The organism is Streptomyces sp. NPDC000878 (assembly GCF_053599695.1).
In genome coordinates this window covers 22,621-40,416 of the sequence record NZ_JBSFMT010000026.1, presented here as the reverse complement: position 1 = coordinate 40,416, position 17,796 = coordinate 22,621, and the positions used below count along the sequence as shown (strand labels likewise).

The 17,796-nt window shown below is 71.6% G+C and carries 16 protein-coding genes; 8 read left to right on the top strand and 8 right to left on the bottom strand.

The window, feature by feature from the left end; translation table 11 throughout:
• Positions 1-21: 21 nt before the first annotated feature.
• From ACWDR4_RS23310 to ACWDR4_RS23295, 4 genes are all read left to right on the top strand, one after another.
• Positions 22-1,113 carry an ATP-binding cassette domain-containing protein gene (locus ACWDR4_RS23310; RefSeq protein ID WP_450411201.1) on the top strand — a complete coding sequence of 364 codons (1,092 nt, stop codon included), beginning with the start codon at positions 22-24 and terminating at the stop codon, positions 1,111-1,113.
• On the top strand, positions 1,110-1,904 hold the full coding sequence (locus ACWDR4_RS23305; RefSeq protein WP_450411199.1) for an ABC transporter permease: 795 nt from the start codon (positions 1,110-1,112) through the stop codon (positions 1,902-1,904). The genes ACWDR4_RS23310 and ACWDR4_RS23305 overlap by 4 nt, the downstream gene beginning before the upstream one ends.
• 126 nt (positions 1,905-2,030) lie before the next feature.
• Positions 2,031-2,450, top strand: coding sequence for a YciI family protein (locus ACWDR4_RS23300; RefSeq protein WP_450411197.1), 420 nt, complete (start codon positions 2,031-2,033; stop codon positions 2,448-2,450).
• A gap of 53 nt (positions 2,451-2,503) precedes the next feature.
• On the top strand, positions 2,504-3,643 hold the full coding sequence (locus tag ACWDR4_RS23295) for an RNA polymerase sigma factor (protein ID WP_450411195.1): 1,140 nt from the start codon (positions 2,504-2,506) through the stop codon (positions 3,641-3,643).
• Position 3,644: 1 nt separating this feature from the next.
• Here the strand turns inward: ACWDR4_RS23295 and ACWDR4_RS23290 are convergent, their stop codons facing one another.
• The 3 genes from ACWDR4_RS23290 to ACWDR4_RS23280 are packed head-to-tail and all read right to left on the bottom strand — an operon-like array spanning position 3,645 to position 5,264.
• Positions 3,645-4,169 carry a hypothetical protein gene (locus ACWDR4_RS23290; RefSeq protein ID WP_450411193.1) on the bottom strand — a complete coding sequence of 175 codons (525 nt, stop codon included), beginning with the start codon at positions 4,167-4,169 and terminating at the stop codon, positions 3,645-3,647.
• A 59-nt stretch (positions 4,170-4,228) separates the two neighbouring features.
• A complete protein-coding gene (locus ACWDR4_RS23285) occupies positions 4,229-4,354 on the bottom strand; it encodes a DUF397 domain-containing protein (protein WP_450411340.1) in 126 nt (41 codons plus the stop codon).
• Entirely contained in the window at positions 4,311-5,264 is a 954-nt protein-coding gene (locus ACWDR4_RS23280) for a helix-turn-helix domain-containing protein (protein WP_450411191.1), read from the bottom strand. Before ACWDR4_RS23280 ends, ACWDR4_RS23285 begins: the two co-directional genes overlap by 44 nt.
• Before the next feature lie 134 nt (positions 5,265-5,398).
• Here ACWDR4_RS23280 and ACWDR4_RS23275 point away from each other — a divergent pair, with 134 nt between their 5' ends.
• Both ACWDR4_RS23275 and ACWDR4_RS23270 read left to right on the top strand, forming a co-directional pair.
• A complete protein-coding gene (locus ACWDR4_RS23275) occupies positions 5,399-5,920 on the top strand; it encodes a DUF7848 domain-containing protein (RefSeq protein WP_450411189.1) in 522 nt (173 codons plus the stop codon).
• A gap of 85 nt (positions 5,921-6,005) precedes the next feature.
• Positions 6,006-6,797, top strand: coding sequence for a DUF899 family protein (locus tag ACWDR4_RS23270; RefSeq protein ID WP_450411187.1), 792 nt, complete (start codon positions 6,006-6,008; stop codon positions 6,795-6,797).
• A gap of 68 nt (positions 6,798-6,865) precedes the next feature.
• Here the strand turns inward: ACWDR4_RS23270 and uvrA are convergent, their stop codons facing one another.
• Complete coding sequence (gene uvrA, locus ACWDR4_RS23265; RefSeq protein WP_450411185.1) at positions 6,866-9,469, bottom strand: excinuclease ABC subunit UvrA; 2,604 nt, start codon at positions 9,467-9,469, stop codon at positions 6,866-6,868.
• A gap of 95 nt (positions 9,470-9,564) precedes the next feature.
• Between uvrA and ACWDR4_RS23260 the strand changes: the two genes are divergently transcribed.
• A complete protein-coding gene (locus ACWDR4_RS23260; RefSeq protein WP_450411183.1) occupies positions 9,565-10,326 on the top strand; it encodes a TioE family transcriptional regulator in 762 nt (253 codons plus the stop codon).
• On the opposite strand, the gene ACWDR4_RS23255 is transcribed toward ACWDR4_RS23260, so the two are convergent.
• The 3 genes from ACWDR4_RS23255 to ACWDR4_RS23245 are packed head-to-tail and all read right to left on the bottom strand — an operon-like array spanning position 10,277 to position 15,696.
• Complete coding sequence (locus ACWDR4_RS23255; RefSeq protein ID WP_450411181.1) at positions 10,277-12,532, bottom strand: bifunctional serine/threonine-protein kinase/ABC transporter substrate-binding protein; 2,256 nt, start codon at positions 12,530-12,532, stop codon at positions 10,277-10,279. The genes ACWDR4_RS23260 and ACWDR4_RS23255 overlap by 50 nt on opposite strands.
• A 54-nt stretch (positions 12,533-12,586) precedes the next feature.
• Entirely contained in the window at positions 12,587-14,758 is a 2,172-nt protein-coding gene (locus ACWDR4_RS23250) for a bifunctional serine/threonine-protein kinase/ABC transporter substrate-binding protein (RefSeq protein WP_450411179.1), read from the bottom strand.
• Positions 14,758-15,696 (bottom strand): hypothetical protein, encoded by a 939-nt coding sequence (locus tag ACWDR4_RS23245; RefSeq protein WP_450411338.1) that lies wholly within the window; start codon positions 15,694-15,696, stop codon positions 14,758-14,760. Before ACWDR4_RS23245 ends, ACWDR4_RS23250 begins: the two co-directional genes overlap by 1 nt.
• Before the next feature lie 178 nt (positions 15,697-15,874).
• Between ACWDR4_RS23245 and ACWDR4_RS23240 the strand changes: the two genes are divergently transcribed.
• A complete protein-coding gene (locus ACWDR4_RS23240) occupies positions 15,875-16,174 on the top strand; it encodes a hypothetical protein (protein WP_450411177.1) in 300 nt (99 codons plus the stop codon).
• Between the two features lie 4 nt (positions 16,175-16,178).
• Here ACWDR4_RS23240 and ACWDR4_RS23235 read toward each other — a convergent pair whose 3' ends face one another.
• Positions 16,179-17,723: a hypothetical protein gene (locus tag ACWDR4_RS23235; RefSeq protein ID WP_450411175.1), complete on the bottom strand. Its 1,545-nt coding sequence runs from the start codon at positions 17,721-17,723 to the stop codon at positions 16,179-16,181.
• Positions 17,724-17,796 lie beyond the last annotated feature (73 nt).

Sequence of the window (17,796 nt, the reverse complement as noted above, 5' to 3'; positions counted from 1 at the left end):
GCCTTCTCCCAGGAGGGGCACATGCCTTCGTCTGTCATGCCCACGCCCAAAACATCCAACGCGTCCAACGCGTCCAACGCGTCCAACAAGATCGCCGCCGCCATCTCGGCCCTCGGTCTGCGCAAGTCGTACGGCGACAAGACCGTCCTCGACGGCATCGATCTGCGCATCCCCGCCGGGTCGGTCTTCGCGCTGCTCGGCCCGAACGGCGCCGGCAAGACCACCGCCGTCAAGATCCTCTCCACTCTCATCACCGCCGACGACGGACAGGCCCAGGTCGCGGGCCACGACATCGCCACGTCACCGGACGGGGTGCGGGCCGCGATCGGTGTCACCGGCCAGTTCTCCGCGGTCGACGGCCTGATCACGGGCGAGGAGAACATGCTCCTCATGGCCGACCTGCACCACCTGCCCAGGCAGGAGGGGCGGAAGGCCGCCGCCGAGCTGCTGGAGCGGTTCGACCTGACGGAGGCCGCGACCAAGCCCGCCTCCACCTACTCCGGCGGCATGAAACGCCGCCTCGACATCGCAATGACCCTCGTCGGCAGCCCCCGGATCATCTTCCTCGACGAGCCGACCACCGGCCTCGACCCGCGCTCCCGGCACACCATGTGGCAGATCATCCGCGGGCTGGTCGCCGACGGCGTCACCGTCTTCCTCACCACGCAGTACCTGGAGGAGGCCGACGAACTCGCCGACCGCATCGCGGTGTTGAACGACGGGAAGATCGCCGCAGAGGGCACCGCCGAGGAACTGAAACGCCTCATCCCCGGCGGCCACGTCCGCCTCCGCTTCACCGACCCCGACGCCTACCGCTCCGCCGCCACCGCCCTGCGCGAGGTCACCCTCCCCCACGCTCGGCTTCGCTCGCGCGGGGGGACCCCCATCGACGAGGCGCTGACTCTCCAGATCCCCAGCGACGGCAGCCAACGCGAACTGCGTTCCCTGCTCGACTGGTTGGACGCGGCCGGGGTCGAGGCGGACGAACTGACCGTCCACACCCCCGACTTGGACGACGTGTTCTTCGCCCTGACCGGCCCCACCACCGGCTCCACCACCGGCCCCACCAACGTCCCCAGCCAGCCCAGCCACTCCAAGGAGGACGTCCGATGAGCAGTGCCCTCACCCTCGCCGTACGCGACTCGAACACGATGCTGCGCCGCAACCTGCTCCACGCCCGCCGCTACCCGTCGCTCACCCTCAACCTGCTGCTGACCCCGGTCATGCTGCTCCTGCTCTTCGTCTACATCTTCGGCGGCGCGATGAGCGCAGGTATGGGCAGTGATGGGGCGGACCGCTCCGCCTACATCGCGTATCTCGTCCCGGGCATCCTGCTGATGACCATCGGCTCCACCACGATCGGCACGGCCGTCTCCGTCTCCATGGACATGAACGAGGGGATCATCGCCCGCTTCCGTACGATGGCGATCCACCGTGGGTCCGTGCTCATCGGGCACGTCGTCGGCAGCGTCATGCAGGTGCTCGCCAGCCTGGTCCTGGTCGGCGCCGTCGGTGTGGCCATCGGCTTCCGCTCCACCGACGCCACCGCCCTGGAATGGCTCGCGGCGTTCGGCCTGCTCGTGCTGTTCGCCCTGGCGCTGACCTGGATCGCGGTGGGGATGGGCCTGTCCAGCCCGAACCCCGAGGCGGCCAGCAACACGGCGCTGCCGCTGATCTTCCTGCCGCTGATCTCCAGCACCTTCGTGCCCATCGACGCGATGCCGGGCTGGTTCCAGCCGATCGCCGAGTACCAGCCCTTCACCCCCGCCATCGAGACCCTGCGCGGTCTGCTGCTCGGCACCGAGATCGGCAACAACGGCTGGATCGCGGTCACTTGGTGCGTGGCGCTGGCCGCGCTCGGCCACTACTGGTCCAGGTCCCTGTTCGACCGCGACGCGAAGTAGTGAACGCGGTCCGAAACAGCCGCCAAAAAAACTTCGGGCGGCGATGTCGAGAACCCGCGCCCCGCTCCGTCCCCGGTGTGAACGCGACCAGAATGGGCCGCACCAGCACAACCCAGGAGACACACCATGGCCAAGTACCTGCTGCTCAAGCACTACCGAGGCGCCCCGGCCGCCGTCAACGACGTGTCCATGGACCAGTGGACGCAGGACGAGATCACGGCACACATCCAGTACATGCGGGACTTCGCGGACCGGCTCGAAAAGACGGGCGAGTTCGTCGACGGCCAGGCGCTGGCTCCCGAGGGGACGTGGGTTCGGTACGACGGTGAGGGGCGCCCGCCGGTGACGGACGGCCCGTTCGCCGAGACCAAGGACCTGATCGCCGGCTGGATGATCATCGACGTCGACACCTACGACCGCGCCCTCGAACTCGCCGGGGAACTGTCGGCCGCCCCCGGAGCGGGCGGCAAGCCGATCCACGAGTGGCTGGAGGTACGCCCGTTCCTGGCCGCGCCTCCCACCATCCCGGAGTGCCCGCACTCATGACGTCGTCCACCTCGTCCGCCTCATCAAGTTCACCGAACTCATCGAACCCCTCGATGAACGAGGCCCTGCTCCGGAGCCTCACCCCGAACGTCCTCGCCGTCCTCGTCCGCCGCGGAGCCAACTTCGCGGCGGCCGAGGACGCCGTACAGGACGCGCTGGTGGAGGCGGTCCGCGTCTGGCCGGCCGACCCTCCCCGGGACCCGAAGGGCTGGCTGGTCACGGTGGCGTGGCGCCGTTTCCTCGACGCGACCCGAGCGGACACGGCCCGCCGCAGACGCGAGGACCGCGTGGACGAGGAGCCGACACCCGGCCCCGCCCCAGCACAGGACGACACACTCCACCTCTACTTCCTCTGCGCCCACCCGTCCCTGACCCCCTCCTCAGCGGTAGCCCTCACCCTCCGCGCCGTGGGCGGCCTCACCACCCGCCAGATCGCCCAGGCCTACCTGGTCCCCGAGGCGACGATGGCGCAGCGCATCAGCCGGGCCAAGCGCACGGTGTCCGGCGTACGGCTCGACCAGCCCGGCGACGTCGCCACCGTGCTGCGCGTCCTCTATCTGGTCTTCAACGAGGGCTACTCCGGTGACGTGGACCTGGCCGCCGAGGCCATCCGCCTCACCCGCCAACTCGCGACCGCGATCGACCACCCCGAGGTGGCGGGCCTGCTCGCCCTGATGCTGCTCCACCACGCGAGGCGCGCGGCCCGCACAACCCCCGACGGCAGCTTGGTACCACTGGCGGAACAGGACAGAACCCGCTGGGACACGAGAATGATCACCGAGGGCGTAGCGCTCCTCCAGACGGCCCTCTCCCGAGACCGCCTGGGCGAGTTCCAGGCTCAGGCCGCCGTCGCGGCCCTCCACGCGGACGCACCGACCGCCGAGGAGACGGACTGGGTCCAAATCGTGGAGTGGTACGACGAGTTGGCGCACCTGACCGACAACCCGGTGGTCCGCCTGAACCGCGCGGTAGCGGTAGGCGAGGCGGACGGCCCCCGCGCAGGCCTGGCGGAGCTAGCGGCACTGGACGAATCACTACCCCGCCACACCGCAGTGGCGGCCTACCTCCACGAACGCGACGGCGACGTGAAAACGGCGGCACGCCTGTACGCCGAAGCAGCCCAGAAGGCCCCCAACTTGGCGGAACGCAACCACCTGACCCGCCAGGCGGCCCGCCTCAACGCCGACCGGTAACTCATCCGGGTGTCGCGATTCGCGGCGACGAATACAGGCGCTGGTCCTTTCCCAGGGGTTGTTCCTCGACCCTGCCGAGCCACAGGAGTACGCCGTGGCGTCGCTCCCAGAAGGACACGTACACGCCCTTGACGATCCGCTCTGGTATGAACACAATCCCCCAACTGGCGGCCCAGGGGCCCCAGAGCAGGCCGAGAACCAGGGTCATCAGTCCGACGATGACAACGAAGGATCCGTCGAAGCTGCGGCGCATGGACGCACGCGGCGCGGGGAGTATCGCCTCGGGGTCGTTCAGGGGGGCCGCGCTCTCGAATTCGCGCTTCTCGCCGCCCAGCCACCACGACCGGGTCAAAACCGACTGCAAGCCGAACAACGTGCTGGCCACTGCAAGGCACAGCGCGAAAAGCACCTTTTCGCTGTCGGCCTGCGGCAGCCCGCGCAGGCCGAAAATCACAGGCACGGTGACGGCCATGGCGACCCCCGCCTCAACGACCGCCGCCAATTGATGGTGAACGTAGCGCACCACGGTTTTCCCCCTCCGCATGCGCCTCCCAGGGCACACACGGGACTCACTATGTACGATCGTCAGCGAGCCGCGAACCCCACGAACTCCGCCCAGGCAGCACGGGTTACGACGATCACCGGACCGCCAAGAGCGACCTTGCTGTCACGGACCGGGACGACGCCGGGGAATCCGGGGGCTACTTCGATGCAGTTGCCGCCGTTGTCCCCGCTGTAGCTGCTCTTGATCCAGGTCGCCGCGCCGAGTTCGTGCCTGTCCATGATGCTCGTAACCCTCCATCACGTCGCTGATCAGAGCGGCGGATTCGCGGGCCGACAGAATGTCCGCCCTGAGCACATCATAGGCCTGACTATGGCGCGCAAAAATGGTCGGATCGTCGCTGAAATGCCCACGGTCCAGCGACTCCGAGTACACCCACTCATGCCCGTCCGGCAGCTTGATCAACGACATGGAGTTGCGGGGACGGGCAAGCCCGAAGAGTCCTGCCGGAGCCACCTGAACACGGATGCTGGGGCGCCGTCCGACGCTCAGCAGATGGGCGCACTGGTCCCGCATGACCTCCGGGCTCCCCACCGTATTGCGCAGACAACTCTCGTCCAGGACAGCGACGTAGAGCGGCCCGTCGTCTGCCAGGAAGCGCGGCTGGCGACTCAACCGGGCCCGGACACGCGTCTCGACCTCGTCAACGTCCATGCCACTGCGGCTGAACAGCGCATGTGCATATCCCTGCGTCTGCAACAGGCCGGGGATGACCTGCTCTTGATACTCCCGCAGCGCCACCGCCTCCCCATCCATCCTCGCCCGTCGCTCGAACCAGTCCGGATGCTGAACCTCCGGATACCAGTCCACCTTCTTCCACAACCGCAGCAACACCCCACCCGTGCCGAGCAGTTCGTCGCACGTCTTCGCGAACGTGTCCTGCGGGACGCTGATCCCCGCCTCCACCTTCGCCACGTGGGACCGGTCGCACGGGATCTGCTGGGCCAGCGCCGCCTGGGTGAGGAACGCGGCCTCGCGGAAGTGCCGTAACACCTCGCCGAACAGGGCGGCGTTGCTGACTCCGGTCCCGGAACCGTCCTCCGCGTTTCGTCGCGCCACGCATCCTCCTCATGTGCCCTCGTGTGCCAGTGCCCCATTCACACGCCTCAGGCGTTGAACCGGACCGTTCCCCTCAGCCACCCTCGATACACCCAGAGTAATGACGAACGGTGACGTACGTACGGAGTTGGCGCATGACCGAGGAACAGCAGATCGAGCCGGGGACAACGACGTCGGAGGAGCGGGTGAGGGCGAGTCGGCGGGCGGCCACCCTCCACTCGGGGCTCCATCTGCTGCCCGCCACGATCTATCCGTCACCGCCCGTACCCGTGCCGGGCTGCCGCACCTGCGACGAGCTGGCCGAGATGCGGCGCACCGCCCGGACCGAGGCCGACCGCAGCCGCGAGGCCGACGCCAACGTGCTGCTCCGCCGCCACCAGCGGCAGGCGCACACCGGGGACGGGGAGGGTGCGGAGAAGCCCCGCCGCCGCATCTTCCGATACGTCCCGTACTCGATCGTCCAGGACGGCTCCGCCGAGCCCGAGTACGAGGCGCGCTGCGTCTCGGGCGACGAGCACGACTGCGGGGCCGTGTCGGGACGGCACCCGGACCCGGCGAAGGTCGAGGAGTGGCAGCGCCTGCACACCCAGGAGACCCGCCACACCCGCTACCGCCGCTGCTTCGCCGACTACTCCGTACTGGAACCGCAGGCGTGAGCGTCAGGTCGCGATGAGTTTCGGCCGGGTCCAGAGTCTGTTGTGGTGACGACCGTCGTAGGAGTAGGCAGGTACGGAGGACACCATGACGAACACGCCGAGTGACGCGACCACCACAGCAGCTCTGCCGGGGCGCCCGCCCGTCGTCGACCTGGCCGCCTGGCAGGCCGCCCGTGACGAGTTGCTGGTCCGCGAGAAGGCGCACACCCGTGAGGGCGACGCCCTCGCCGCGGCCCGCCGCCGACTGCCGATGGTGGAGTTCGACGGGACGGTCGAGGTCGTCGGACCTGACGGCCGCCCGGTCCCCTTCCTGTATCTGTTCGAGGGCCGCGACGAACTCGTCGTCTACAAGCACATGTGGTACGACGGCGCGCCGCACCAGGGGCAGTGCGAGGGCTGCACGACCACGGCCTGGCACCTGAAGGACGCCGTCTACCTCAACGCCCGGGGCGTGTCCTTCGCCGTCCTGACCACGGGCCCCTGGGACGAGGTCGCCTCCTACGTCGAGTTCATGGGCTACACCCAGCCCTGGTACTCGGTACGCGACGTGGCCGGACCGGCCGGCGGCGACATGGGCTACCTCACCTGCTACCTGCGCGACGGCGACCGCACGTTCCTCACCTACTCCACGACAGGCCGCGGCAACGAGCGCGTCAACGGCTCCCTGGGCCTGCTCGACATGACCCCCTACGGCCGCGGCGAGGCATGGGAGGACAACCCCGAGGGCCATCCCGAGGGAGGAGCCCCGTGCTGGTCCTGGCGCTCGGATGCCGACGGCAACGCTTCCTGGGGCCCGACCAGCCGCCCCGTACCCCAGTGGACCCGCCCCGACGCGCCCCCCGTCCAGACCCTCGGCCGCCACGGCCCCCACCACTGACACCATCAGCGACGTACCGAAGTCGACGTTGCACTTGTTGTGCGGCGGTAATCATCCATTCTCCGTGATCACCGAGCCCCACCACCCGGGAGACGGTCACCTCGAAGAAACACACCCGTCCGCGAACCACCCGCCCCCGCAGCCCCCGCAACCTCCTCCGGCGTCCCCTCCGCCACCACCAGCCCGCCCCCGGCGCCACCCTCCGGGCCGAGGTCGACGAGCCAGTCGGAGGCGCGCATGACATCGAGGTTGTGCTCGATCGTCACGACCGAGTGCCCCGCGTCGACGAGGCGTTGGAGTACGTCGAGCAGGCGGGCGGTGTCGGCGGCGTGCAGGCCGGTGGTCGGCTCGTCGAGGAGGTAGAGGGTACGGCCGGTCGCGCGGCGCCCCAACTCCTTGGCCAGCTTGAGGCGTTGGGCCTCACCGCCGGACAGAGTGGTGGCCGGCTGGCCCAGCGGGAGATAGCCGAGGCCCACGTCCGAGAGCCGTTGCAGCCGGGCGGCGACCTGCCGTACGCCCCGGAACACGGTCAGCGCCTCGTCCACCGTGGCGGCCAGCACCTCGGCGATGTCGTACCCGTCGTAGCGCACCGCGAGCACCTCGCTCCGGAAGCGGCGGCCCCGGCAGCCCGGGCACCGCACCTCCACCGCCGGCAGGAAGTGCATGTGCACGGCGAGCACACCGGCACCCTCGCACCGCTCGCAGCGCCCGCCGGGCACGTTGAAGGAGAAGGAGGCCGGAGTCAGCCCCCGCGCCCGCGCCGCCTCCTGCGCGGCGAAAAGCTCCCTCACCGGCGTGAAGACATCCGCGTACGTCGCCGCGTTCGAGCGTGGCAGGCGGCTGATCGGCTCCTGGTCGATCGTCACGACCTTGTCGAGGTGCTCCCAGCCGTCAATACCGTCGTGTTCCGCAGGCGCGACCGGCAACACCCGTGCCGGATCGAGACGTTGATGCGCTGCCCGGCCCAACACATCAAGGATTAGCGTCGACTTGCCCGACCCGGACGGCCCGGTGACCGTCACCAGCCGCCCGAGCGGAATCCGTACGGTGACGTCCCTGAGGTTGTGGGCGCGGGCCCCGCGAATCACCAACTCCTCGGCCGTATCCGCAGATGGCCGTTCCTTGCGTACGGGGTGCTGGAGCCGGCCCGACAGATACGCCCCGGTGACCGACCCCTCCGCCGCCGCCACCTCCTCCGGTGTGCCCTCCGCGACGACCCGGCCGCCGTCCCGGCCCGCGCCCGGACCGATGTCGACGACGTGATCGGCGGCCCACAGCACATCCAGGTCGTGCTCGATGACGAGGACCGTGTTGCCCAGGTCCCGCAGGCGGCGCAGTACGTCGACGAGGCGGGCGGTGTCGGCGGGGTGCAGGCCGATCGTCGGCTCGTCGAGGACGTACAGCATGCCGGTGAGGCCCGAGCCGAGCAGCGCGGCCAGGCGCAGCCGCTGGGACTCCCCGGCGGAGAGGCTGACGCTCGACTGGTCGAGGGTCAGATAACCGACCCCGGTGTCGACAAGCCGCCGTACCCGCTCCTCCAGGTCGGCCACGACAGGCTCCGCGAACCGCCACTCGTCCCCGGCGGCACGCGACTTCAACTCCCCCACCCAGTCGGCGAGTTCGGCCAGCGGCAGCCGGGCCGCGTCCGTGATGCCCAGCCCGTGCACGGTGACGGCCCGGCTCTCGCTCCGCAGCCGGGTCCCCGCGCACGCCCCGCAGACCTCCTTCACCATCGAACGCTCGGCCTTCTGCCGGTAGTCGGTGTCGTCGATACGGTCGGCGTAGCGCCGCATGAACGCGGTGACGACCCCCTCGAAACGGCCTGCGGAGACGGTGGCCGGGGTGGCCGGGGGCTCGATGCCATCGGCCGGGAAGCGACGCCGGAACTCCGGTGACTCGACCCCGTACAGGAGCAAGTCCCTTGTTGCCGGGGCCAGTTCGGCGACCGCAGTGTCCGCGTCGAAGGTGAGGTCGTAGTGGTGGGCCGCCGCCAGCAGCAACTGCACGTTCCGCTCGACGAGTTGGCGGGGCCAGCCGCGCACCGCACCGGCGGCGACGCTCGACTCCTCGTCCACCAGGGTCCGTACGTCCACCCGGATCACCTCGCCGAGCCCGGTGCAGGACGGGCAGGCACCGGCGGGCTTGTTGAAGGAGAAGGAGCCCATGACGAGTTCGGGCACGGGGGCCGAGCAGTGCGGGCAGGCCACGCCCCCGCCCACGTCTGCGCCTCCCTCCGTCTCCTCCTCGTCGTCTTCCGGGGAGTTGGCGTACGACGGCGGGACCGGCTCCCCGCAACTCGGGCACGGGCGTACGCCGATCCGGGACCACAGCAGCCGCAGGTAGGTGAAGACCTCGGTCGCCGTGCCGACCGTCGAGCGCGGGCCGCGTCCCGCCGGGCGCTGGTCGACACTGACGGACGGGGACAGCCCGGTGATCGAGTCGACGGAGGGGCGGCTGACCCCGGCGGTCGCCACGCCCCACGACTCCATGTACTGGCGGTGGCTCTCGCGGTGGAGGGTGTCGAGGGCGAGCGTGGACTTGCCGGAACCGGAGAGACCGGTCACGACGACCAGTTTCCGCTTCGGGATCGTGAGCGAGACGTTCTTGAGATTGTGGAGACGGGCGCCCTTGATGTGCATGACGGAAGCGGGGTCAGCTGAGGCTTCATCCATACCTTCAAGTTTTTCATTGAAGTTCCTGTTGGGACTTTTGAGGAAAATCAAGGCATGAACACCGGGCCGCACTGCCCCTAAGCTTCAAATCCGTGATGAACCACGAGTCGCGACTCCGTCCCGTCGACCTGGCCCGGCTGTCGGGACTGTCAACGCAGCAGATCCGCAACTACGAGGACGCGGGCGTCCTGCCCCCGGCGGCGCGCACGGAGTCGGGATACCGCGTCTTCGGGGACGTACACCAGCGCGCGCTGCTCACCTACCGGGCCCTGCAACCGGGGTACGGGCCCCTGGCGGCGACCGCCGTCATGCGGACCCTGCACGACGGGGACCTGCCGGGTGCCCTCGCGCTCGTCGACGCGGCGCACGCCGGGCTGCACGAGCAGCGGACGGCGCTACGGGCGACCCGCGAGGCCCTGGAGGCGCTGGCCACCCGGCGGACTCCGGCGCCGACACCCCGTACGGCCGACCTGCGGATCGGCGAAGTGGCCGCGCTGCTCGGCGTACGGACGTCCGCGCTACGGGTGTGGGAGGCGGCGGGGCTGCTCACCCCGGACCGTGAACGCGGCACGCGCTACCGGCAGTTCGGGCCCGACGACGTACGCGACGCCCGCCTGATCCAGACGCTCCGCCGCAGCCACTATCTCCTGGACCAGATCCGCCCGGTACTGGAGGAACTGCGTCAGCAGGGCAGCACGGAGGCCCTGCGCGCGGCGGTCGAGGCACGCGGGGAGGCGCTGGCGGGGCGTACACGGGCGATGCTGGCGGGGGCGGGGCAGTTGGCGGAGTACATCGAGTACGTCGAGGTCAGCTCACCTGGTCGTACCGGCCCAGGAAGCGGAACTGACCGCCCCTGACCTGGTACAGGAAGCTCGTGTTCTCGGGTCTGAGGCCGTGGGTGATGTCCGTGGTGAAACGGATGGGCTTGGCCACGCCGTCGTAGGTGAGTTTGAAGAGGCGTTCGGCGACCTGCCCGGGGGTGATGCCGGCACCGCCGCCCTGGGCGTTCAGGGAAGCGGCGACCAGACCCACCGCGTCGTAGGCCTCGGCGGCCCAGCGGGCGGGAGGCGCGTTGTAGCGGGCGCGGTACGCGGTGGTGAACGCCTTGGCCGCCTTGCTGTCCGACGACTGCGGTTCGCTGTAGGGCGCCTCGAACACCCAGCCCTCGGCGGCCTCGCCCGCGGCCTCCGGGAATGCCGGGCGCATGACGGGTTCGAAGGTCACCCGGGGGCCGGTGAAGCCCGCGGTGGCCAGGGCGCGGGCACAGGCCGCGGCCCGGGTCGGCGAGGTGCCCGCGTAGACGACGGCCTCGGGGCGCGTGGCCAGCGCGGCGGTGACGACCGGGCCGAAGTCGTCCGTGCCGGACGCCACCGGGTGGACCGTGGCGGTGCCTTCGCTGGGCGGTGTCTCGCGGAGGTCGCGGGCGAGGTCGGCGGCGACCCCGCCCGCGGCCTCGTCCTGGACGACTGCGGTGCGCTCGACCTTGTGGACCCAGGTCAGGTAGGCGAGCACCGGCAGCATCCGGTACCTGCCCGGGGCCGTGGTCACGCAAAGGGTGCGTTCCGTGGCCGAGGACAGCCCCAAGGCGTCGTAGTCGGCCGAGACGAGCAGGACCGGCGTGGCCGCCGCCCCGTACAGGGGGACCGCCACGCGGGCGGCGGCGACGGTGGTGGGGCCGATCACCGCGCACAGGGACCGCTCGGCGAGCAGCTTGCGGGCCCCCTCCTTCGCCCGCCCGGCCTCGCCCCGGTCGTCGTACGAGGTGAGGGCGAGCCGGAAGCGGGTGTCCTCGCGGGCGTTGTGGGCGGCCACGGAGAGCCGGGCGCCGCGCTCCTGCGCCAGCCCGACTTCTTTCTGATCACCCGTCAGAGCCGCCTGGAGGCCGACGACATGGGTGGGCAGGTTCTGTGCCGTGCCGCCCTGCGTGACCTTCTGACGGTTCGTCAGAACTATCACGGTGCCGGTAGCGGACGCGGCGAGGACCGCTGCGGCCGAGCCGCCGATGGCGAGGATCCGACGCCGGGAGGGCGCGCGTCCCTCGTCGACGACCGTGGGCTCCAGCAGGGTCATGGGTCCGCTCTGCCGGGGCGGCGGGTCCAGGGCGCGGGCCGAGCGGTCGGCGACCATGCGCAGTACGGCGGAGGGGAGCCAGCCGGGAGGAAGGGCGGGGGTAGGAGTGGGGGTGAACTCCCTTACGGGGGTGGTCTGTTGATGGGGAGCGACCTGTTGGTCGGGGCCGGTCGCCGTCTGCTCGGCATCCCGCAGAGAGCGGGCGAGTTCGGTAGCCGTGGGTCGACCGGCGGGGTCCTTGGCCAGGCAGCCGGTGATCGCCGTACGCAGTGTGGGCGGCAGTCGGCCGAGGCCGGGCACGTCGGGTTCCTCGTGCACGGTGCGGTACAGGACGGCGGCCGGGTCGCCGACGCCGAAGGGCCGCTGCCCGGTGAGGGCGTACGCCAGCACGCAGCCCAGGGCGAACAGGTCGCTCGCCGGGGCCGCCTCGCCGCCGGTCCTGGCCTGTTCGGGGGCGAGGTAGCCGGGGGTGCCGACGATCGCGCCGGGCTCGGTCAGCGCCGTGGCACCGCCGGCCTGGGCGATGCCGAAGTCGATCAGCCGGGGGCCGTCGAGGGCGAGCAGGACGTTGCCCGGCTTGACGTCCCGGTGCACCAGTCCGGCACCGTGCACCTCGGTCAGCGCCTCCGCCAGCCGGGCGCCGAGCGCGGTGACGGCGTACGGCGTCAGCGGGCCGTGGCCGTCCACCGCCTCGGCCAGGGACGGTGCGGGCACGAACGCGGTGGCCAGCCACGGCTCACGGGCCTCGGCGTCGGCGTCGGTGACCGGCACCAGCCAGCGGCAGGTGAACCCCCTGGCCAGCCGCGCCTCGCGCCGGAACCGTTCCCGGAAGGCCAGGTCGGCGGCGTACTCGGCGCGGATGACCTTCAGGGCGACCAGCGTCCCGTCGGCGGTGCGGGCCAGGTAGACCACGCCCATGCCGCCCGCGCCGAGCCGGGCGAGCAGCCGGTGCCCGCCCAGCTCGCCGGGGTCGTGCGCGTGCAGCGCCCGCATCAGTCCAGCTCCTCCGGTTCCTGCCGCGTCTGATCCCGTCGGATCCCGTCGGGATCAGTTTCCGGTGAGGTCCAGGACGCCCACGTAGGCGAACCGGCCGTTCTGGACGCGGTACTGGTGGAGCAGTTGCTGTTTCATCCGCTTCCGGTCGTCGAAGGCGTAGGTCGCGGCCACCCCGGTGAACCGGGCCGCGGCGAGGGCCTGGGTGAGCCGGTCGCGGGTGGGCCGTTTCCCGCCCTTGGGGGCGAGGGCGGTGAGCCGGTCGGCGAGCAGGCGCGTCACGTCGTACGCCTCGGCCGCCCACGGGCCCGGCGCGCTGCCGTACCGCTTGCGGTAGGCGGTGGCGAAGGCGCTCACGGGTGCGGCGTCGGGTCCGATGTACGACGTCACCACCTGCCAGCCCTCGGCGGCCTGGCCCGCCCTGGAGACGAAGGCGGCGGTGGCGGAGGCGGCGTCGAGGTAGCGCGGCCCGGTGAAGTTCCGCTCCGCGAGGGTACGGGCGACCGCGGCGGCGCGTTCGGGGGTGCCGATGTAGTAGAAGCCCTCGACACCGCGGCCGAGCATGTCGTCGGTGACGGGTCCCAGGTCGCTCGTGCTCGCGAGGGCGGGCACCACGCGCAGGTACAGCTCCAGCCGGCCGCGTGCCTGAAAACCGGTCACGAGCACGGACTCCATGCCGGCCACCCGGCCCGCCCTGTCGCCCAGCAGACCCAGCTTGCCGACACCTCCCGCGTCGAGTGCGGTGACGGTGGCGAGGGCGCCGTACGCGGACAGCGACGCGGCCTGGAAGTACGAGCGCGGGACGGCGCCGGCGACGGCCGACTGCGCGGCGTTGGTCGACAACTCCGACACCGTCAGCAGGGGCATCACCGCGCCGTCGTAGACCTCCAGCGCGGCCTGCGTCGAGGCGTAGCCGGTGGGGCCGAGCACGGCGAGGACATCGGTGGCACCGGTCAGCCGCCGCGCCACCCGGACCGCGCGGGCCGGTTCCCCCCGGTCGTCCTCGGTCCGCAGGGCGAGGGTGAACGGCCTGGCCTTGCGGGCGTTGAACCGCTCCACCGCCAGCCGCGCGCCCCGCTCCTGCGCCCGCCCGGCCTCCCGCAGCGGGCCCGTCAGATCCGCGTGGAGGCCGATGACCCAGGGGCTGTTCGCGGTCTGTGCCTGCGGGGTGTCCTCGTCGTCGCGCAGGGCCGCCCACAGCGCGGCCCCGCCGCCTGCCAGGAGCAGCGCCGCGCCACCGCCCAGGGCGAGGACCCTGCGGCGCCCGTGCCCCGGGGACTCCTGGGAATCCGGGAACTCCGGGGACTCCTGCGGGACTTCGGTGGGCTCGATGCCCGGCAGGGCCAGCATCTCCGCCGACCGTTCGGCGATCATCCGTACGACCGGATCGGGCAGCCAGTCGACGGTGCCGGCCGGGGCGTCCTCCACCAGTGCCGCGTCCAGCTCGGCGGCCGTGGGCCGATCCTCCGGCTGCTTCGCCAGACAGCGGACGAGCAGCGCCCGCAGCTCGGCGTCCTCCACACCGTCCAGCTCGGGCTCGTCGTGGACGGTGCGGTACAGCAGCGCGTCCGCCGCGCCGGTGCCGAACGGCAGCCGTCCGGTAGCCGCGTACGCCAGCACGCACCCCAGCGAGAAGACGTCGCTCGCCCCGCCCACCTGCTGCGCCCGTGCCTGCTCGGGAGAGAGGAAGCCGGGGGTGCCGACCACCATGTTGTCCGAGGTCAGCTCGGTCTCGTCGGTCGCGGTCGGGCGCGCGATGCCGAAGTCGATGAGGCGGGGGCCGTCGAGGGCGAGCAGGACGTTGCCCGGCTTGACGTCCCGGTGGACCAGACCGGCCTCGTGCACGGCGGTCAGGGCGCGCGCCAGCACCTTGCCGAGCACCCGTACCGCACGGTCCGGCAGCGGTCCGCAGGCAGCGACCGCCTCGGCCAGGGCGGGGCCGGGCACGAACGTGGTGGCCAGCCAGGGCGCCGCCGCCTCCGTGTCGGCGCCGAGCACCCGTACCACCCACGGGCTGTCGACCTGCCCGGCGGAGGACGCCTCGCGGCGGAAACGGGCCCGGAACTCGGTCTGGTCGGCGTACTCGGGCTGGATCACCTTCACGGCGGCCAGGTCGCCGGTCCCGGTCCGGGCCAGGTAGACCACGCCCATGCCGCCGGCGCCGAGGCGGCCCAGCAGACGGTTGTCGCCGAGGCGGGAGGGGTCGGCGGGAAGCAGACGCTCCATCACTCGCCGCCCTTCTTGTCCCCGACGGTGGGGCTGCCGGTGGGGCTGGCGGAGGAGGTGCCGGAAGGGGTGGCGGAGGAGGTGCCGGAAGGGGTGGCCGGGTCCGGTGCGGCCGAACCGGACCCGGTGGGGCTTCCGATCGCGTCCTGCACCCGCACCAGCATCCTGACGGCCGCATCCAACTCGCTCGTCGTGCCCTCCTTCCCTCCGCAAGAGGACGCGGAGATCACGACCGGGCCGAACACGGACTGCGTCCACGAGTAGGGGTACGGCCCGCCCCGGGTGTCGCTGACGCACGCGCCCGACTCCGACAGCGAGTCGTCGCTGGACGTGTTGGCGCTCTCGCCCCACGCGAGGGCCACGGAGGAGAGATCGGTCAGCCGCTCGCCCGACCGCAGGGTCTGTTCCGGGCAGCCGACGGCCTCCTCCAGCATCCCGGCCTGTTCCCAGGCGGCGTCCAGCGCCGTCCGGTGCACCGTGACCGTCGTCGACATCCGCACCGACCCTGCGGCACCACTCGCGGGCACCTCGAAGTGGCGGGTGAGCGTGGCCAGTACGTCCTCCGGCAGCCCCTCCCGCCGCCATGCGCAGTTCTCGCCCAGCACGGCCCAGGTGTTCGGGTCGCTCTCGTACGGCGTCCCCGGCACCGCCCCCGACCCGACCAGCTCCGGATCGGCGATCACCTTCCGGACGAACGCCCACGCCTCGGCCGCGCTGTGCGGCTGCTTCGCCGGGTCCGCCTGTTCGGTCGGCGAGGCCGCGGGTAAGGCATCGGCGCCGGTGACCGCGTCCGTGTCACCATCACTCCGGGCGGGATCCGGGCTCGCCCCCCGCGTCGTCTCCCCGCCCGGACCGCCGCCGCCGCCGTCCGTACAGCCGACCAGCAGCGCCGCGCACGTCATCACCGCCCCGCAGACCGACCGGGCTCTCGCATACATCACGGTCTCTCCCCTCCCCCAACACCCCGTTTCCTCAAGGTAGTTCAGAGTGCTCATGGTGTACGGGACATGCCTCGTGAACTGTCGGCAACCTGTGACACCGGCGCCTGGGCCGGCGGAGTACATCGAGCGTGTCGAGGGGTAGGTAGCCTTGGACGAGGGGATGGGGGGGACGGGCATGGGCAACTGGGTCGTGATCGCGCAGTACTTCAACGGTGAGACGCACAGCACCGAGTTCATCTGCCGTGGGCGGGAGACGAAGGACCAGGCGCTGGAGGAGCTGCGTGCCGTCCTCCACACCTACCTGCCGAGCAAGAACATCATCGAGAAGCGGCGCCGCGTGTACCGCTTCACCGACCAGGAGTCGTACCTGGTGGTGATCAAGGGCAGGCTGACGGAGTGGGAGTGCACCCTGCGCGTCGCGGAGCTGGTCTCGGACTCTGACGGGCCGCAGGACCGGATCCCGCCCGGCTACTGAGCGGCTAAGGCATCAGCTCCAGCATCACCGCACGCGGCAGCGCCGGGTTGCCCGCCGCTGCCCGCGCCACCTGGCAGTCCTCGTCGGCGAGCAGCTCCACGACGGCCGTGGGCGGGAGTGCGGGGTGGCCTGCGGCTATGGATCTCGCGTCGGTGACCGCCAGGCACGCGAGCAGGGCCTGCGGGGTCGCGCGGGGGTGTCGGGCGATCTCGCGGAACGCCTTCTGCACCGGCGGGCGGTGGCGGGTGAGGTCCTCCAGAAGCTCCCCGGACGCGTCCGGGTTGGTCGCCACCTTCGCCAGTACCCGGACTCCGTGTCGGTCGACCATGGCCCGCAGCTGTGCCTCGGAGAGGCCCGGGTGCGGGGCGATCGACTTGAGCACCTTCGCGTCGGGGTCGGCGGCCAGCGCGTCGCGTATCCCGGCGGGCAGATCGCGGCGCGCGGCCAGGAGCATCCGTACGGTCGGGTCGGTCGAGCGGGCCAGTTCCTCGACCTCGGCGGGGGTGGCGACCGCGATCCGTGGGGCCAGGACTGCGCCCAGTTTCGTGGTGGCGGCCAGGCGGGTGAGCAGGTCGAGCGGCACGTACGGGTTGTGCGCGAGGTGGCGCCGTACGTCCGGGTCCTCGTCGTCCGCCAGCGTGCGCATCAGGGTGTCGTCGATCGCGGGGTTCCCGGCGAGGTCGGCCCGGATGCCCGGCACGGGGTCCGCGGCGAGGCGTCGGCCCACCTCAGGGGGGAGGTCGGGGCGTTCTGCGAGGGCCCAGCGCAGCATCGTCGACGGGTGGTCCGCGAAGGCGACCACGGCTTCGGTGGGCGTGGCGGGGTTCCGTAGGGCCGCGTGCTGTATGTCGTGCGCGGTGGACTCGTGGGAGCCGTCGCAGGAGGCGCCCGGCGGCAGATCGCAGTCGGTCCGATCACAGTCCGGGGCGTGCGTGTACGGCGTCCCCTCACGGTCACAGACCTGGCACCGTCTCGCGGGCGGCAGCCCCGCACCCCTGATCAGCGCCGCCAGTACGGCCGGTGGCACCGCCTCGTTCCAGGCCAGCGCCCGGCGGACGTCGGCGTGCGGATGCTCCGCGAGCCTCGTGGCGACCTCCGGAACCGTCGTCCGCAGGGCGAGTTCCGCGGCGACTCGCGGGTCCGGGTCGGCGGCGAGCGTCTCTGCCACGTCGGGCGACAGGCCCGCGCAGGCGGCCAGTCGCTCCCGGCGCACGGCCCACGGGTCCGCCGCGAGGAGCCGGGCCCACTCCGGTTCGCCGCGCCCCTCGTCCAGCAGCGCGAGAGCGGTGTCCGGCTGGGCGGCGGGATCGACGTCGGCGGCCGTCAGACGACCCTCGCGGGCCAGCAGTACGCCGGTCTCCGGGACGCGTGCGAACAGGGCGAGCGTCTGCGCGTGACTGAGGTCCGCGCGACAGGCGAGGTCGTCCACGAAGTCGACGTCCGCAGCCGCGACCGCGATCAGCCGGTCGATCAGCTCGGCCGGCAGGGCGGTGTTGGTGGCGAGCCCGCACAGGACATGCGCATGGGCATGGATATGGGCGTGGGTCACAGGGGCATTCTGGGCGGGCGGGGTCCGGTGTTCACACGCTTTTCCGGCCGCCCCCCGCCCCCGCTCCTGGACC

Bases quoted from the DNA above. Each gene is read 5' to 3' on its own strand.
- ACWDR4_RS23245 (WP_450411338.1), bottom strand. From the start codon at position 15,696: ATGTATGCGAGAGCCCGGTCGGTCTGCGGGGCGGTGATGACGTGCGCG.
- ACWDR4_RS23300 (WP_450411197.1), top strand. From the start codon at position 2,031: ATGGCCAAGTACCTGCTGCTCAAGCACTACCGAGGCGCCCCGGCCGCC.
- ACWDR4_RS23240 (WP_450411177.1), top strand. From the start codon at position 15,875: ATGGGCAACTGGGTCGTGATCGCGCAGTACTTCAACGGTGAGACGCAC.
- ACWDR4_RS23260 (WP_450411183.1), top strand. From the start codon at position 9,565: ATGAACCACGAGTCGCGACTCCGTCCCGTCGACCTGGCCCGGCTGTCG.
- ACWDR4_RS23275 (WP_450411189.1), top strand. From the start codon at position 5,399: ATGACCGAGGAACAGCAGATCGAGCCGGGGACAACGACGTCGGAGGAG.
- ACWDR4_RS23250 (WP_450411179.1), bottom strand. From the start codon at position 14,758: ATGGAGCGTCTGCTTCCCGCCGACCCCTCCCGCCTCGGCGACAACCGT.
- ACWDR4_RS23270 (WP_450411187.1), top strand. From the start codon at position 6,006: ATGACGAACACGCCGAGTGACGCGACCACCACAGCAGCTCTGCCGGGG.
- ACWDR4_RS23305 (WP_450411199.1), top strand. From the start codon at position 1,110: ATGAGCAGTGCCCTCACCCTCGCCGTACGCGACTCGAACACGATGCTG.
- ACWDR4_RS23255 (WP_450411181.1), bottom strand. From the start codon at position 12,532: ATGCGGGCGCTGCACGCGCACGACCCCGGCGAGCTGGGCGGGCACCGG.
- ACWDR4_RS23310 (WP_450411201.1), top strand. From the start codon at position 22: ATGCCTTCGTCTGTCATGCCCACGCCCAAAACATCCAACGCGTCCAAC.
- uvrA (WP_450411185.1), bottom strand. From the start codon at position 9,469: ATGGATGAAGCCTCAGCTGACCCCGCTTCCGTCATGCACATCAAGGGC.
- ACWDR4_RS23295 (WP_450411195.1), top strand. From the start codon at position 2,504: ATGAACGAGGCCCTGCTCCGGAGCCTCACCCCGAACGTCCTCGCCGTC.